The organism is Nosocomiicoccus sp. HMSC09A07, from assembly GCF_001808485.1.
Lineage (GTDB): Bacteria > Bacillota > Bacilli > Staphylococcales > Salinicoccaceae > Nosocomiicoccus > Nosocomiicoccus ampullae_A.
In genome coordinates this window covers 180,586-196,652 of record NZ_KV793632.1, presented here as the reverse complement: position 1 = coordinate 196,652, position 16,067 = coordinate 180,586, and the positions used below count along the sequence as shown (strand labels likewise).

17 protein-coding genes are annotated in these 16,067 nt (G+C 36.1%); 3 read left to right on the top strand and 14 right to left on the bottom strand.

Going from position 1 to position 16,067, the window contains the following annotated elements:
• Positions 1-93: 93 nt before the first annotated feature.
• The 12 genes from HMPREF3177_RS04175 to HMPREF3177_RS04120 form a co-directional block, all read right to left on the bottom strand.
• Entirely contained in the window at positions 94-1,386 is a 1,293-nt protein-coding gene (locus HMPREF3177_RS04175) for an MFS transporter (RefSeq protein ID WP_083286860.1), read from the bottom strand.
• A 427-nt stretch (positions 1,387-1,813) separates the two neighbouring features.
• Positions 1,814-3,028: an NRAMP family divalent metal transporter gene (locus tag HMPREF3177_RS04170; RefSeq protein WP_070457206.1), complete on the bottom strand. Its 1,215-nt coding sequence runs from the start codon at positions 3,026-3,028 to the stop codon at positions 1,814-1,816.
• Positions 3,029-3,049: 21 nt separating this feature from the next.
• Positions 3,050-3,808, bottom strand: a complete 759-nt coding sequence (locus tag HMPREF3177_RS04165; protein ID WP_070457205.1) for a LamB/YcsF family protein — start codon at positions 3,806-3,808, stop codon at positions 3,050-3,052.
• Between the two features lie 5 nt (positions 3,809-3,813).
• Positions 3,814-5,166 carry an acetyl-CoA carboxylase biotin carboxylase subunit gene (locus HMPREF3177_RS04160; RefSeq protein WP_070457204.1) on the bottom strand — a complete coding sequence of 451 codons (1,353 nt, stop codon included), beginning with the start codon at positions 5,164-5,166 and terminating at the stop codon, positions 3,814-3,816.
• 1 nt (position 5,167) lies between these two features.
• Complete coding sequence (locus HMPREF3177_RS04155) at positions 5,168-5,611, bottom strand: acetyl-CoA carboxylase biotin carboxyl carrier protein (protein ID WP_070457203.1); 444 nt, start codon at positions 5,609-5,611, stop codon at positions 5,168-5,170.
• Entirely contained in the window at positions 5,611-6,603 is a 993-nt protein-coding gene (locus HMPREF3177_RS04150) for a 5-oxoprolinase subunit C family protein (protein WP_070457202.1), read from the bottom strand. The genes HMPREF3177_RS04155 and HMPREF3177_RS04150 overlap by 1 nt, the downstream gene beginning before the upstream one ends.
• Complete coding sequence (pxpB, locus tag HMPREF3177_RS04145; RefSeq protein WP_070457201.1) at positions 6,593-7,321, bottom strand: 5-oxoprolinase subunit PxpB; 729 nt, start codon at positions 7,319-7,321, stop codon at positions 6,593-6,595. Before pxpB ends, HMPREF3177_RS04150 begins: the two co-directional genes overlap by 11 nt.
• 278 nt (positions 7,322-7,599) lie before the next feature.
• Positions 7,600-7,869, bottom strand: coding sequence for a Txe/YoeB family addiction module toxin (locus tag HMPREF3177_RS04140; protein WP_068129005.1), 270 nt, complete (start codon positions 7,867-7,869; stop codon positions 7,600-7,602).
• Positions 7,862-8,110, bottom strand: a complete 249-nt coding sequence (locus HMPREF3177_RS04135) for a type II toxin-antitoxin system Phd/YefM family antitoxin (protein WP_070457200.1) — start codon at positions 8,108-8,110, stop codon at positions 7,862-7,864. Before HMPREF3177_RS04135 ends, HMPREF3177_RS04140 begins: the two co-directional genes overlap by 8 nt.
• A 109-nt stretch (positions 8,111-8,219) precedes the next feature.
• Positions 8,220-8,984, bottom strand: a complete 765-nt coding sequence (locus HMPREF3177_RS04130) for a M15 family metallopeptidase (protein ID WP_070457199.1) — start codon at positions 8,982-8,984, stop codon at positions 8,220-8,222.
• 33 nt (positions 8,985-9,017) lie between these two features.
• Positions 9,018-9,773: an SDR family NAD(P)-dependent oxidoreductase gene (locus tag HMPREF3177_RS04125; RefSeq protein ID WP_070457198.1), complete on the bottom strand. Its 756-nt coding sequence runs from the start codon at positions 9,771-9,773 to the stop codon at positions 9,018-9,020.
• A gap of 34 nt (positions 9,774-9,807) precedes the next feature.
• On the bottom strand, positions 9,808-10,350 hold the full coding sequence (locus HMPREF3177_RS04120) for a cysteine hydrolase family protein (RefSeq protein WP_083286857.1): 543 nt from the start codon (positions 10,348-10,350) through the stop codon (positions 9,808-9,810).
• A 121-nt stretch (positions 10,351-10,471) separates the two neighbouring features.
• Between HMPREF3177_RS04120 and HMPREF3177_RS04115 the strand changes: the two genes are divergently transcribed.
• Together HMPREF3177_RS04115 and HMPREF3177_RS04105 are read left to right on the top strand one after the other, a co-directional pair.
• Positions 10,472-11,332, top strand: a complete 861-nt coding sequence (locus tag HMPREF3177_RS04115) for a polysaccharide deacetylase family protein (protein ID WP_070457197.1) — start codon at positions 10,472-10,474, stop codon at positions 11,330-11,332.
• A 396-nt stretch (positions 11,333-11,728) separates the two neighbouring features.
• Positions 11,729-11,914 carry a hypothetical protein gene (locus HMPREF3177_RS04105; RefSeq protein ID WP_070457195.1) on the top strand — a complete coding sequence of 62 codons (186 nt, stop codon included), beginning with the start codon at positions 11,729-11,731 and terminating at the stop codon, positions 11,912-11,914.
• A gap of 528 nt (positions 11,915-12,442) precedes the next feature.
• Here the strand turns inward: HMPREF3177_RS04105 and HMPREF3177_RS04095 are convergent.
• Both HMPREF3177_RS04095 and HMPREF3177_RS04090 read right to left on the bottom strand, forming a co-directional pair.
• Positions 12,443-12,892 (bottom strand): SRPBCC family protein, encoded by a 450-nt coding sequence (locus HMPREF3177_RS04095; RefSeq protein WP_070457193.1) that lies wholly within the window; start codon positions 12,890-12,892, stop codon positions 12,443-12,445.
• Complete coding sequence (locus HMPREF3177_RS04090; RefSeq protein WP_070457192.1) at positions 12,892-13,923, bottom strand: M42 family metallopeptidase; 1,032 nt, start codon at positions 13,921-13,923, stop codon at positions 12,892-12,894. The genes HMPREF3177_RS04095 and HMPREF3177_RS04090 overlap by 1 nt, the downstream gene beginning before the upstream one ends.
• A gap of 197 nt (positions 13,924-14,120) precedes the next feature.
• On the opposite strand from HMPREF3177_RS04090, the gene HMPREF3177_RS04085 reads away from it, so the two are divergent.
• Entirely contained in the window at positions 14,121-16,016 is a 1,896-nt protein-coding gene (locus HMPREF3177_RS04085) for an acyltransferase family protein (protein WP_070457191.1), read from the top strand.
• The last annotated feature ends 51 nt before the right edge of the window (positions 16,017-16,067 follow it).

The window sequence follows — 16,067 nt, the reverse complement described above, 5'->3', positions numbered from 1 at the left end:
TTTCGGCATTCAGAAAAAATCTATAATAGATTGGTATTAAGGATGAAAATGGATTTAACTCTTGTAATTTTAGTACCATTTTCATCCCTCCTTCTATAGTTGAATTTTGTTATTATATATTGTTTTGCTCTTCCTAATCACACTATTATTTAATAATAAGGAAGCAACAATAATAACTATGATTGAAGAAAATAAGTTAGCTGAAAAATATATTTTCATTTCATAAAGAGCTCCAAATATTAAAGTTCCAATAGGCAACAAAACATTTCCTAAAGTATTTAACAGAGAAAAAACTCTTCCTTTGAATTGGTTATCGATACTCTTTTGCATATAACTCATCATTGGTATTGATACAAATTGAAATGTAAAAGCCATAGTCAATCCTATCAGCGATAGATATACCAAGCTATAAATATTGTTCATATTAACGTATACAGGTAATGTAAAGGTAGTCATTACTATAGCTAGTACTAAAAATGCTATTTTCATTGCTTTTAAGGGATTGTTTAGTTTCAACCTCGAAAGAACTAATGTAGCTAATAAGGATCCTAAGCCCATTATGGAACTAGCTATTCCGACATAATATGGATCGAATGATAATTCTTTAATCATTATTGTATCTGGTAAAACACTGAAACTTGCTGCACCAACACTATTAATAATCATTGCTAAAAGAATAATCCTCCATAAAACATCATTTTTTTCAATATATTTAAAGGCTTCTTTATTCTTTCTCACCACATATTTTATAATGTTTTCTTTGTCTTCATGTTCTTTTATCGGATTAGTCTCATATTCATCAAACACTAAAAAGAAATTTAAAAGTAAAGAAATAAATTGTAAAATTAAAAATATTAATATCATAGTTTCTAAGGTAACAAAGCCATAGATAACTCCTGCTATTAATGGTCCTAATAAAAACACTGTTGTTCTTATCGTTCCAACCTGCCCTAAAATATTTTGAATTTTATCTTCGTTAAATAATTGAGTGAGTGAAGCATCAAAAGCATTAGAAACAACCGGCACGATGAACGATCTAATCGCTGTAATAAAAAATAGAAAATAAATATTAAAACCATAAATATAAATATATGTTAGAAGCAAAATAAGACTTAAACAAGAAAGCCCTTCCAAAAATATTATTATAGATTTCCTGTTATACTTATCTATAAAAGTACCCATTATCGGGAGTGAGATGATTGTTCCAACACTCATTATTACAGTATTAATTGAAAATAATAAGGGAGACTTTGTAACGTCTAATATATAATAACTTATCGCAAAATTATATATGAGACCACCTGTCGTTAGAACTAAGACACTTGCAAAATAAATGAATATATTTCTCATAATATAACACCTCTTACAAATACTAGCTGGTTCCATTACTTATTAATATAAGTTTATGTATGTATAGTAATACTCTTGTTTATATTTCACCTATGATTGGATCTATACCTCATTCATATATGCGTATTAACTTAATCATACAACAATTTGGCAAAATTTTATATATGCAAATTTGCATAAAAGAAGTGGAGATATTGTTAAATGAATTTATAAAAAAAACGACGTACAGAACTTGGCATATCGAGGAAAAATCTCCTAATCAAGTATTGGAAGAAATAAAAAAATTACCTGATTCTTCCTTATTCCTTTAACTTATTATAGAAGATCATCTCATAATAATAAATAACCCTGAAGTTAGGCTTTGATCCAACTTCAGGGTGCTTTTTATATAAAATTTAAATCCATACTATAATCATAAATTTGTTTTGTCATATAGTTCGATTATACGCGAACTTCTATTACTTTATCCATTCCAAAGTTGTGCAAGTCCCTCTAACGATAGTATCCCTGCTACTGCAGTAACGATAACTGCTATTACTCCAAACATTAACCATGCTGTTGGATGGCGGTAATCTCCAACGATACTTTTCTTTCTCGATGCGAGTAGGATCGCAGCGAGTGTGACTGGTAGAATGAGTCCGTTGAATGCACCTGCAAGTATGAGTAGTGTTACAGGTCTACCGATGAATACGAAAACAATCGTCGATGCTAAAATGAAAGCTATGATGATGAGGTTGTTGTGCTTATCAAACACTTTTCCAAATCCGCGTAAGAAACTCGCACTCGTATATGCCGCACCGATGACTGAAGATAGTGCTGCAGCGAGTAATACGACACCGAATACTTTTACTCCGATGTCTCCAAGCGCAAATTGGAATACTGACGCTGGTGGGTTATCTGGATCTAGCACTGCACCTTGAGCAAGTACACCAAGTACTGCTAAGAATAGTAACGTACGCATGACACCTGTTGTAATAATCCCGTAGTTTGCTGCTTTAGATACGAAATGTAAATTCTCTTTACCTGTCACACCCGCTTCAATTAAACGGTGTGCTCCGGCAAACGTGATATATCCTCCAACTGTCCCACCTACAATAGTAACAATTGGAAGTAACATTGATACTGGATCTTCAGGCACAATCGTTCTAAATGCTGCTTCACCGATATCTGGTTTTGATTCAATCGCAACGTATAACACGATTAAAATCATTAGTATACCGAGCCCTTGCGTGACGATGTCCATTACGGCTCTTCCATTTTTAATGAGGAAAATGATAATCGCAAATATTCCTGTAATTGCTGCACCAATTCGCACATCCCAACCAAATATCGCATTGAAACCGAGCCCTGCGCCTGCAACGTTACCGATGTTAAACGCAAATCCTCCGATCACGATTAAAATTGCGATAAATGATCCTAAACCAGGAAATACCTCATTCGCAACATCTTGTCCACGTTTCCCGCTAACTGATAACACACGCCATACATTTGATTGTGCGCCGATATCAATGATAATTGATATTAAAATCGCAAATCCAAAACTCGCTAAAAACTGTTCAGTAAATACTGTCGTCTGTGTTAAAAATGCTGGACCAATTGATGACGTAGCCATCAAGAATACTGCGCCAAATAGTAGCCTACGTTGTGACGCTGTTAATTTTTGTTTTTCACCTTGCATAAGTTCACTCCTTCATCTTGATTACATCGTTTGTATTTCAATTCCTTTTGCTTCAAGTGCAGATTTAATTTCTCTTACAAATTGTAGTGCTTTTTCACCATCACCGTGTACACAAATACTATCTGCTTTAATGTCTATGTCTGTGCCGTCTATTGCTTCTACTTTACCTTCAGTAAGCATTCTAATCCCGCGTTCAACTGCTAGTTTACTATCTGTAATCATCGCACCCTCTTTACGTCTAGAGACAAGTGTACCGTCGTTTTCATACGCACGATCTAAAAACACTTCATGTACCACTTGTAAACCTATTTCTTCTCCAGCTTTTACGAGGTTGTTTTCCGATAGCCCCATTAACTTTAAATTTGGATTAAAGTCTTTGACGGCTTGTGCGATTACGCGGGCGAGGTTTTTATCTGTAAACGTTGCGTTATATAATGCACCGTGTGGTTTGACGTGATTCATTTCAACTCCGACTGTTCTCGCAATACCGTCTAGCGCAGAAAGTTGATACAATACCATACTATAAATTTCTTCATCTGTACAGTCCATATACCTACGTCCGAATCCTTCTTTGTCTGGGAATCCTGGATGAGCTCCGAGCCCCGCGCCTGATTCTTTAATGAGTTTAACTGTTTCTAACATTACTTTAGGGTCGCTCGCGTGAAAACCACATGCGACGTTTGCTGACGAAATAAGCGGAATAATTTTGTCATCATTTCCGATTGTATAGTTCCCGAAACTTTCGCCTAAGTCTGCATTTAAATCAATTGTTAGTGTCATCGTTATCACTCCGTATCGATAATATTTTCTTCGTAAATAAATTTGATATCATAATCATTCGCAATTACTTTGTGATGTGACAGTAAGAAAAATTGAAAGTCTAAGTTCGTTTTAATCGGCTCAATGACTGTTTCTCCGATGACAAGTTTGAGTTTTGTAAGTGCAGAGTCACGGTCATCATCTTTTACGATGAGTTTTGCGACCATCGAGTCGTAATACGGAGGTATCGTATACCCCGTGTATAAATGTGAGTCAATTCGCACATTACGCCCAAGCCCGAAGTGCAGCTCTTCGATTTTACCAGGAGACGGTCTAAATTGGTGCATCGGATCTTCAGCGTTAATACGTGCTTCAATTGCGTGACCATTTAAACTCACGTCGTCTTGAGTAAAACCTATTTCACCGTCATAAGCGACCATGATTTGTGCTTTAATAATGTCTTTACCTGTGACTTCTTCTGTAATTGTATGTTCGACTTGCACACGTGTATTCATTTCAATAAAGTAAAATTTCTTTTCTTCTTCAACATATAAGTACTCGACCGTTCCAGCACCGCGATATTTTAACTGTTTCATCGCGTCACGTGTCGTTTCTGTAATGTATTTACGTTCTTCGTCAGATAAAATAGCAGCGGGTGCTTCTTCTAACAGCTTTTGGTTGTTACGCTGAATTGAACAGTCCCTCTCATATAAGTGAACCGCATCACCTTTACCATCACCAATGACTTGAACTTCGATATGTCGTGCTTTCTCGATAAACTTTTCTACGTATAGTCTGTCATCATTAAACGCATTTTTCGCTTCGTTTTTAGCGTCATAATATAGTTTGTCTACGTCTTTGTCACTATACGCAAAACGCATCCCTTTACCGCCGCCACCTGACACAGCTTTTATGACAAGTGGATAGTTATGGACTTTCGCAATCTCTTTTACGTCGTCAGCAGAGTCGATGATTCCGTCACTTCCTGGGATTACAGGTACTCCAACACTCGCCATCGTTTCACGCGCCATCGATTTGTTACCCATTTTTTCCATCATATCTGCAGTTGGTCCAATAAAAATCAGTCCCGCTTCTTCGACGCGTCTCGCAAACTCCGCTGATTCTGATAAAAATCCATAACCTGGATGTATCGCGTCGGCTCCAGATAATTCAGCTGCAGTTAAAATCGCATCGATGTTTAAATAACTATCGATACTTTTTGGTCCACCAATTGCATATGCTTCGTTCGCAATCGCCACGTGGAGCGAGTTTTTGTCAGCTGTAGAATATACCGCAACACTCGTCATGTTCATTTCTTTTAACGTACGAATGATACGTACCGCAATCTCTCCGCGGTTTGCAATTAATACTTTTCTCATACTAATTACCCTCCGGTTCTACTCGGACGAGTACATCCCCGTATTCTACATCTTCTCCATTGTGTACGACGATTTCTCGAACAATTCCAGAAACGTCTGATTTTAAATCGTTAAACATTTTCATTGCTTCAATGTAGCCAATTTGGTCCCCAACTTCTATTCGGTCACCAATCTCGACGAAGTTTTCACTGCTATGTTCATCTTTCTTTGTATAGAATGTACCGATCTGAGGTGCTGTAATTTCTACATATTTCGAAGGGTCTGCTGGTGTGTTTGTTTCTTTACGTTCGACAGGCGTGTTCGTTACAACTTTCTGACTACCTCCTTTTGAAACATTCGTATCACGTTCAAGGTGTACTTTAATATCATCACTTTCTATTTTTAAAACCGATAAATTCTCATCGTTCAATAGTTTAATCAGTTCTTTTACTGTATTGATATCCATTACGCTTTACCTCCAATTAATGTATGAATACGCTGTGAAACTGGGCGTCTTACGTTATTAAACTCTTTTGTCGTTCCGATAAACTCTTTATTATGAATGGCGCGTAACTGTTCTTTATACAGCTCAGTCGCTTCTTCAATCGTGATGAGTTTAAATTGTATTTTATCTCCAGGTTTCTTTTGTGCGATTTTTTGAATGTCTACTTTCGCAACCGTCGCAATTTTTGTATAACCACCCGCTGTTTGTCGGTCTGAAAGTAATATAATTGGCTTTCCATTTTTAGGCACTTGAATACTCCCGAATAGAATCGTTTCGCTAATAATATCATGATTCGTTGCTTCAACAGATTCACCATCTAAACGATATCCCATTCGGTCACTTTCTTTTGATACTGTATATTCGCTATGGAAAAAGTGATCTAAGTTTTCCTCATCGAAGCGGTCATATTGTTGTCCCTTAACTACTCTAATTACGTTTGACGTGTCGAGCTCTTTCGTTACAACTTTATAACCATGTCGCGCGAGCCCACCGTTTATATATAAGACGTCAAACGGTTGAAGTGCTCTACCTTGGAACCCACCAATTTTACTTCTCGAATGAGTAGAATAACTCCCAAGTTCTTCATCGATATCAAATCCACCTAAAAATGCGACATATGTACGCACACCGTGACGCGCGTATCCAAATTCAACGATATCGCCTTTTACTAAATCAATCGCTGCTCCGACTCTATATTCTTCATCGTTTATGAGTAGCGGCATATCTGCTCCAGCCGTTCCAATTGTCACGTTGCTCGTCACTTGAAACTTCGCGCCTTTTAATGTCATCTCTAAGACAGGCGTGTTTAAGTCGTTACCGATCAACTGGTTTGCTAAATAATAACTCTCATAATCCATCGCACCAGCTGGTGAAAAACCGAGTGACTCATATCCATAACGCCCTCTATCTTGTATTGTCGTATACATTCCAGGATGAATAATTTTAATTGTCATTATTACTACCTCGCTTCGTCACTTTTGCTTTATAAACACCGTTATTATATGCCTCGACAATCGTGTCATATTCTTCTTCAGAAATTGAACGGAACACAATACGGTCTCCTGCTTCATACAGTATCGGTTCACTTCGATTATTATCGTATAACGGGACTGGCGTACGACCGATAATATTCCAACCACCTGGACTATCAAACGGATACACACCCGTTTGCTCTCCCCCAATTCCTACAGATCCTCCAGGGATTTTTGTACGTGGGTTGTCTAAACGTTCTTTATATAGTTTTTCATCTAACCCACCGAGAAACGGAAATCCTGGCATAAATCCGAGCATAAAAATATGATACTCTCTACCTGCATGAAGATGTATTAAATCGTCTTCTGTAAACTCATCCGTTACAAAACGTTCGACGTCTGGCCCATAGTCTCCGCCGTAACATACCGGTATCTCGACAACTTTATAAGACAACTCAGAAATGTCGAGTAGAGCCGTATCCACTTCACCTAGCTTCTCTTTTAACTTTGTCACATCAGTTTCTAATAAGTTATAATGAATCGTAAGCGACGTATAAGACGGTACAATTTCATAAATGCCATGAAAATTCCATGACTCAATTATCGATTTTAAAATCATCAACTTTTGATTCGTCTCAACATCCACTGTGTCACCGAGGTAAATCGTTAAAGAATCCTCGGAAAACTGCTTAATATCCATCCGACACACTCCTCACAAAAAGCGTTCTCTTTTCTAAAATGTAACGAAAATAGATAAATAATTCAACGTTTTGTATGAATAATACTATCTCAATATAAAAACCGACCTGTATCAGTTGACTTAATCACTGTTAAGAAATAAAAAAGCAAGATTCTGTTTAAACAACACGAATCTTGCTTTATATCTCTTTTCCGTTAATTATATCGTTCATTATATTTCCACTTTTCTAGCTCATATTTTTCATTTTATCACCGATGTGAACATAGTATACACTGCATTTATTTATAATGATATTTACATGAAGCAATCATAATTGATCCTTTATCAATCTTATATACAAGTCTATGTTCCTGTGTAATTCTCCTACTATACCAGCCACTTAAATTTCCTTTTAATTTTTCTGGTTTTCCGATACCTTCAAGTACTCCATCTCTCTCAATACTTTTGATGAGTTGGTTAATTTTTTTCAAAGTTTTTCTATCTTGTATTTGCCACTCTTTATAGTCTTCAAAAGCATCAGTTGAAAATGTAATGAGTAGTTTAGTCATCAATATTATCCTTAACTATTTCATCATTTTCTAATTGTGAAATTGAACGTTTTAAGTGCTCGTTATTGTATGGATTTTTTTGTAAATAAAAAGTTTCCATAATAGAATTATAATCTTCCTCAGACATCAAAACAGCATTATGTTCATTTGTTGTGATTGTTATCACTTCGCTATTTTCATTTACCTGATTAATTAATTGTCTGAAATTTTTTCTTGCATTTGAATATGTTTCTACACTCATTACTATCATCTCCTAATTGAATTGTACAATATATTGTACAACTATAAAAGCGATATATCTTTTTCAGAAGAGATGTTGATTGGGCAAAGGGCGTTAGTATTATTGAAATTTATTTTACTTCACTTACTGGTGTTAATGATATATTGTTATTTTCTAGATATTCTTCGTATGTTAACCCGCTATCGTATAATTCTTGTGCGAGTTCTTTACCAAAGTAACGTATATGCCACGGTTCATACATATACCCCGTAATATCTTCTTTACCTTTTAAATAACGAACGACAAATCCATATTTATGTGCGTTGTTTTTTACAAACTCACCTTCTGGTGTTGCTTCAAAGCTTTCTGATAATCCAAACCACGCACTTTCACTACTGACGTCCATCACAAGTCCCGTTTGGTGTTCACTCGTCCCTGGTTTTGCACTAAATCGATCCGCTTCTTCTTGTCCATGTTGATATACATAGTTATTGTAAAGCGTTTCTTGCATTGCATATGATCGATATCCAGATACCGCATAAAGTTGTAGACCTTCTTCATTTGCAGCTTCAAATAGTTCTTTTAGTGCCTCATATGCTTCACTTCTTAAATATGTCTCTTGCGTGCTCAGTAAGTCAACGAGTACTAAGTCAGACGGTTCATATGTTTCAGATAATGCATACGCTGGGTTTACGAGTTGTTCGATCGTACCTTCTGTAAACACATTTTCTTCCGTTACAAGTGGTGTCTCTTCGACAACTTCTTCTTCTACCTGCTCATTTGTTTCAGCAGGCGTTGAAGTTACTTTGTGATCGTCTTTATTAATAATGCCGTTGTTTCCAGTACATCCGACTAAAAATATCGTAAGCACTGAAAGTCCAATCATTTTTTTCATAAAAATACGCTCCATTTAAACTTTCAAATCGTTCTATAAAATACCGTCTGGTTCTTCTGGTAAAATCTGTCCACCATCGACGACGATACTTTGTCCTGTAATATAACCCGCTTCGTCAGATGCAAAGAATGCAACTGCTGCGCCAATATCTTCGGGCTTTCCTAATTCATGCATCGGAATGATAGATTTTGTACCTTCTAAATATTCCTCACCTTGTGCTTTTAAGCCTTCGGTTAACACGTTACCTGGTTGCACACTGTTTACTGTTATACCGTACTTTGCATACTCTAACGCTGCACTTCTCATAAATCCAAGTTGTGCTGCTTTTGACGCACCGTAATGTGCCCACCCTGGATATCCAGTGATTGGTCCTGTTACTGAAGATGTAAAGATAACACGGCCGTAATTCGCCTTTTTCATATGCTTTAACACAGCTTTACTTACAAAGACAGATGATTTTAAGTTAACGTCAAGTACTTTGTCGTAATCTGCTTCAGACATGTCTTCAATGAATTTTTGAGGGAATATCCCTGTATTTGAAGCGAGGATATCGATTTTTCCGTGAGATTCAACGATGCTGTCGACCGTTTTTTCGATACCATCAAGATTTGTCACATCTAGCTCGTAAAATTCTCCGTTTAATTCTTTTGCGACTTTTTCACCGTTTTCTTTGTCTAAATCTGCAATAATAACGAATGCTCCAGCTTTTTGAAGCATCGTCGAAATCCCTTTACCAATTCCATTCGCACCACCTGTGACAAGTGCAATTTTTTTCGTTAAATCAAACATATAATTCCTCCTATTCAATATTATGTATGTAATTTTACTCTACAATTTCTGAATGGAAGCAACGCTCCATATGTTCTAGACTCGACTCTTGTTGATCTGTAAACGTCGCGACTCCACGTTTGTGGATGACTGTTTTAAAACCATTCGCATCTGCACCTGACGCTGTTAAAAACACACAAATATCTGTTGCGACTCCACAAATGTGTACCGTATCAACGTCACGCTCACGTAACACTTCATCCAAACCAGTGTTAAAAAATGCATTATAGTTTTCTTTCATTGAATAAATAATGTGATCATTATCTTTGTTTTCATCGTACCACTCTTTAAGTGGTCCATATAACTCTTGTCCTTTTGTTCCTGTTACGTTATGAACTGGCCAAGAATCAAAGTGCGCATCATCCGGCGCATGGTCATCCATAGAAATCACCACATACTTACCATCTTGTAAAAATTCGTCCGCTAAATCTCTTATATAAGGCGTAATGGCAAGTCCGGCTTCTCCAACGTTTAATGGCCCTTCTAAATCTACAAAGTCGTTACTCATATCAACAATTAATAAAGCTTCTTTACTCACTTATACCACCTCAATATATTTGTTTAACATTATTATACTAATCTTTCATAGAAATTCCTTTAAGTTTATAAAACTTCTTAAAATTTCATATATAATATGAAGTAAGAGGTGTTTAATTGTTATGAAGAAAATTCTTTATATGTTACTACTATCTTTCCTTATTTTATCTGCATGTACATCAAAAGAAGACACTCAAGAACATACAGAAAAAGTACCCGAACAAACTGATGACAACACTGAAACAATTGTTGAAGAGGAAACTGAACCTGAAGAAGACGAAAATGATCATGATGAGAGTGAAGAAGACACTGAAACTGAAATTGTAGAAGAAGATGAAGAAATAGCGAGAGAGTATTATATAGATCACGAAACGTATAGAGTCCTTCCAATCGAAGAAGGTACTAACACACAAGTTGCGTTACTCACGTTTGATGATGCACCCGCAGATTATGCGCTAGACATCGCATATATATTAAAAGAGTACGACGCACCTGCAATCTTTTTTGTAAACGGAATGTTTTTAAACTCGGAGCGCGGTAAAAATGTGTTAAAAGATATTTATAATTTAGGTTTTGAAATTGGAAACCACACACAAAATCACCCAGACTTATCAAAGTTATCTTATGAAGCAGTAAACGAAGAAATTATATCAACAAATAATCTCATCGAAGAAATTACCGGAGAAAAACCCAGATTCTTCCGTGCACCTTTTGGTATTAATACAGAAGCTTCTGAACAAATTATAAAAAACGAAGGTATGCAGTCCATGAACTGGACGTATGGATACGATGCAACTCCTGGATACCTCGACAAAGACATTTTAGAATATAAGATGGTAAATTCAGAATACCTCGATCACGGAGCAAACTTACTTATGCACGACCGTCAATGGACGAGAGACGCACTCCCAAAAATACTTGAAGGCCTGAGATATAAAGGCTATGAGTTTGTAAATCCAAAGAAATTAGAAGTTAGACCGTAAAAGTGATAAAAAATCGTATGCGAACGGAGAGAGTCGCATACGATTTTTTTGTTTTACTGGGGCTAATTACTGGATGACTGGATTGGAATTTTGCTGCGAAAACGATTCATGTGGGAATTACCTTCACATGAATCGATCGATTTTTTTATCTTTTATAAATATAAATGAGAACAAAACCGCAGGGAAAATTAATAACCAATAAGGTATGATTGTCCCCCTACGAAAATTCCACATAAATATTAAAAACACAATAAATACCATCCACATTACATTAATTAAAATCGTCTTTTGACTATTTGTCACATTAATGACCTCCTTTAAGAAAACGCTTGTAATAATTTTAAATTTAAAATAAAATTTATAAAAAATCAATTACTTTTAATCTAGGAGGTATTTATGAAAAAGGTAATTTTTTCGATTTTATTGTTCATCTCTATTGGTTTTTTAAATGAGTTAGAAGCACAGGCACTTACGACTACAGATGAACTAAGTCACCCATCAACTTTTGAGTTAATGATTAACGATAATGAGGTATTAGTTTTTACTAATGAGAATGATATGCAATTATTTAGAAAGTATTAGAAACAATAACGAATTAAACACAATCGCTGCAGATAAACTAGTTTCAACACAAAAAGTTTATGGAGTTTTCGGTGGATATGCGACGAAGTATTGGTCTAAGTCTTCAGGCTACAGTATTGCTCAAGGTGAATCTTACAAATTTTCCGGATCTTATTCCGGTATCAAACTGTCATTTACTTATAAGAATACAGTAACCACAAACATACCTGCTAATTCAGCAAGATATAGTCAGCTAGGTATATATGCAGATGTTACAATTAAAAAATATAAACGTTTTTATCCCAACATGCACGCCCCAACTTATTTTTATAGAAAAACAATTAATCATTCATACTTGAAAGTTATTTATAAATAATAGTAGAATATTTATTTGCTCATTAGATAAAAATATGTACATGAAATCTACAATTTATATGTTACATGGATTTTCAACTTCTAAAAAGTTACGTTAAAATACCTACGCACACCAATCTACAACACCAAAACCTCTTCCCCACTCATCTGAACGGGAAAGAGGTTTTTTATCAATCATTCTTTATACAAATTTTTTATGTGTAAGAGAAACGCCTCAATCGTTTGGTCATGGTGAGATTTTGATAACATCTTCAATATAATATTTCCTAGGAAATATTTGCCGCGCATCTCTCCGCTGTAGATGAGTTCAGTCTCTCTTTGTTGTTTTTTTATCAACCTATATTGTGCACTCTTTTGAAAGAATTTGTTAATTGTATAAGAAAAGCGTAGTAACTTAGAGTACGCTTCGTTCTCATACCTATCGAGCGTCACGATATACTGTATCGTTTTACCGTGTTCCTCATGCGTCACTTTATACGTGCTACCTTTCTTGTTAGGAGTCTTACGAATCTCTTCGATCCGCTTCAACTCAGGCTTCACTTTATGGAAGTTTTCAACTTTAAATAGATGAAACACCTCATCAATCGGCGCGGATATCATGACTGTTTTATGCCACTTCATCATTAGTTTTCTACATATTTCACGAGTAATTTAAACGTATTGAGTAACGCGTCGACGTGCGTACGTTCCATGCCGTGGCTGTTTGCAACGCCTGGTCCAATTAACGCGGCCTTAATATTTGCGCCACCACTCAGTGCTGCACTCGCATCACTGCCGTACATTGGGTAAATATCTACAGCGAACCCTAGTTCTTCTTGTTTTGCGTATTCTATTAAACTCGAAACCATTTCGTAATCATACGGACCTGATGAGTCTTTTGCACAAATACTGACGTCGTATTCTGTACAGCTTAGGTCTTCTCCAATACAGCCCATATCTACCGCAAGAAGCTCTGTAATTTCTTCAGGTAAATATGATGCACCGTGACCGACTTCTTCGTACGCTGTGAATATAAACTGTAAGTTTGTTTTCGGTTTAACGTCTTCTGCTTTAATTGCTTTAATGAGACTTACTAATAACGCTACAGATGCTTTATCATCTAAAAATCTCGATTTTACAAAACCAGATGATGTCACTACAGTCTTCGGATCATACGCGACGATATCACCGTTTTGAATACCAAGTTTACGTTCAACATCTTCTTTTGACGCGACACGTTCGTCTATCTTTACGACTAAGTTATCGATTTCTCTTTCTTTTTTAGACGCGTCTTTAAATACGTGAATCGATGGTGACGTCGATAGTATCGTACCTGTATAAACATGACCGCTTCTCGTAATAATGTCACAGTATTCTCCGTCTAATGTTGGTGTCAGAGGACCTCCAAGTTTTGTTAAATTTAACGTACCGTCACTATTAATAGAGCGTACCATTAAACCAAGCGTATCCACGTGTCCAGATAATGCACGCGTCACTGACGTATCTTCTCCCTCGATATACGCAATTAAATTCCCTTTATGTGTCGTCGAAGTTTTTACACCGAGTGCTTCTATTTCAGTTCTTAAGAAATCTATCGCTTGTTTCGTATATCCTGTTGGACTATTGATATTAAGTAAGTCTTCTAAAAACTGTAAAGTATCTGTTTGATTAAACATAATGTAACCCCCGTTATTTTGAATTTTCGTCAATTTATTTTTACACAATTTCATTATATCAAATAATAAAAATGGTATAATTAGTAATGATAACGATTTATTTTTGTCTTTTTCGTGTAACAATTGACATGGTACAGTAACATTCTATATTATAAAATTATTATATTGAATCATATTATAGAGAGGCACAGATACTCATGCCGGATAAATTTCATTTTTCAGTAAAACCGAAACGCTATTTAACAGGACTCGATGGCCTACGGGCAATCGCTGTTATTGCGATTATTATATATCATTTAAATCCACTATGGCTTCCTGGTGGATTTTTAGGTGTAGATACGTTCTTTGTAATTTCAGGATATTTAATTACAAGTTTACTCATTCATGAGTACCAATCAAAAGGATCTATCGATTTAATCGCCTTTTGGATTCGCCGTATTAAACGACTAATCCCGGCTGTGTTCTTTTTAATCGGGGTCGTCATCCTTTATACGTTAATATTTGAACCTCAAATGATTAAAACAATTAAACACGATTCACTCGCTGCACTCTTTTACGTGTCGAACTGGTGGTACATATTTGAAGATGTGAGTTACTTCGAAGCAAGTGAACCAAAACCTTTAATGCACTTATGGAGTTTAGCAATTGAAGAGCAGTTTTATATCATTTGGCCTGTGATTTTCGTCTTATTACTTAAATTCGGGCGTTCAAATAAAACGATGCCGATAGCTGTTTTACTAATGACTTTTGTGTCTCTCTTTTTAATGACTTTATTCATGGTGCCAGATATGGACAACTCACGCGTGTATTTCGGAACAGATACACGTGCACATACGATTTTACTCGGTGTATTACTTGCATTCATTTGGCCACCATTTAACTTAAAAACAGAAACACCTAAAAGGTATCAACAAGTGATTGATACTATTGGTATTACGTCACTCATCATACTCATTTTGTTTATGATGTTTACAAAAGATTACTCAAACTGGTTATATGCCGGCGGACTGTTTTTTGTCACTCTATTAACACTTCCAGCAATTGCTGCGAGTGTACATCCAGTGTCAAAACTTGGTCATGCATTATCAAACCCGGTGATGCTCTGGATCGGAACACGTTCATATAGTCTTTACTTATGGCATTATCCGATTATCGTCTTTATGAACATGCATTACGTAGCAGGACAAATCCCGCTTCACGTCATCCTATTACAAGTAGTACTGACTTGTATTGCTGCAGAGTTGTCATTTAGATTTGTTGAAACACCGATTCGTAAACAAGGGTTTAACTTCTTTAAGCCCGCATATAACACGAGTCGCGCACTCATTGTGAAATCCACAGTAAGTGTCATTTTAGTCGCAGGTTTACTCGTCACATTGCTCGGAATTTTTGATCACCTCCATAAAGATGTGAACAAACAATCATCATTCAACACTGAAGATGGTACGATGCAGTTTTCTAGTACACCAAAAAGCGTTGCATGGAACATAAAGAAAAATCATAAGCAATTTACCGATGAAAAAGCGAGAATCGCTCAAGAAGAAGCTGACAAAGAAGAACAAGCCGAACTTGAAAAAGAAAAACAAGACTTTGCGAGTGAATATTTATCACATGCATCGCCACTATTTATCGGAGACTCAATCATGGTAAATATCGGTAGTAACATACAATACCGTATACCAAACGCCGTCATCAACGGTGAAGTCGGACGTCAAATGTACCAAGCAATTGAAATTTCAAGAACGAAATATCCGCACTTTAATAGCGAAAATGAAAACATCGTTTTAGAACTTGGAACAAACGGGGACTTTTCATTAGAACAACTTGAAGACTTCATTCAAACATTTAACCGTGCAAACATTTACCTCGTGACAATACGTGTCCCAAGAGACTGGGAAGGCAATGTTAACAAAAAAATACACACTGCAGGAGAAGAATTTGAAAACGTCACAGTCATCGACTGGTACAAAGCATCAGAAGGACATGTCGAATACTTTGAACCAGACGGTATTCACTTAAACGCAGACGGTGTAGAAGCAATGGTCGACCTAATCATTGATCATATCTTAGAACAAGAGCAGAACAAAAAATAACAGGTACATCACAATGACCTACTCCCTTAAAGTTGAAAACGACAATCAACT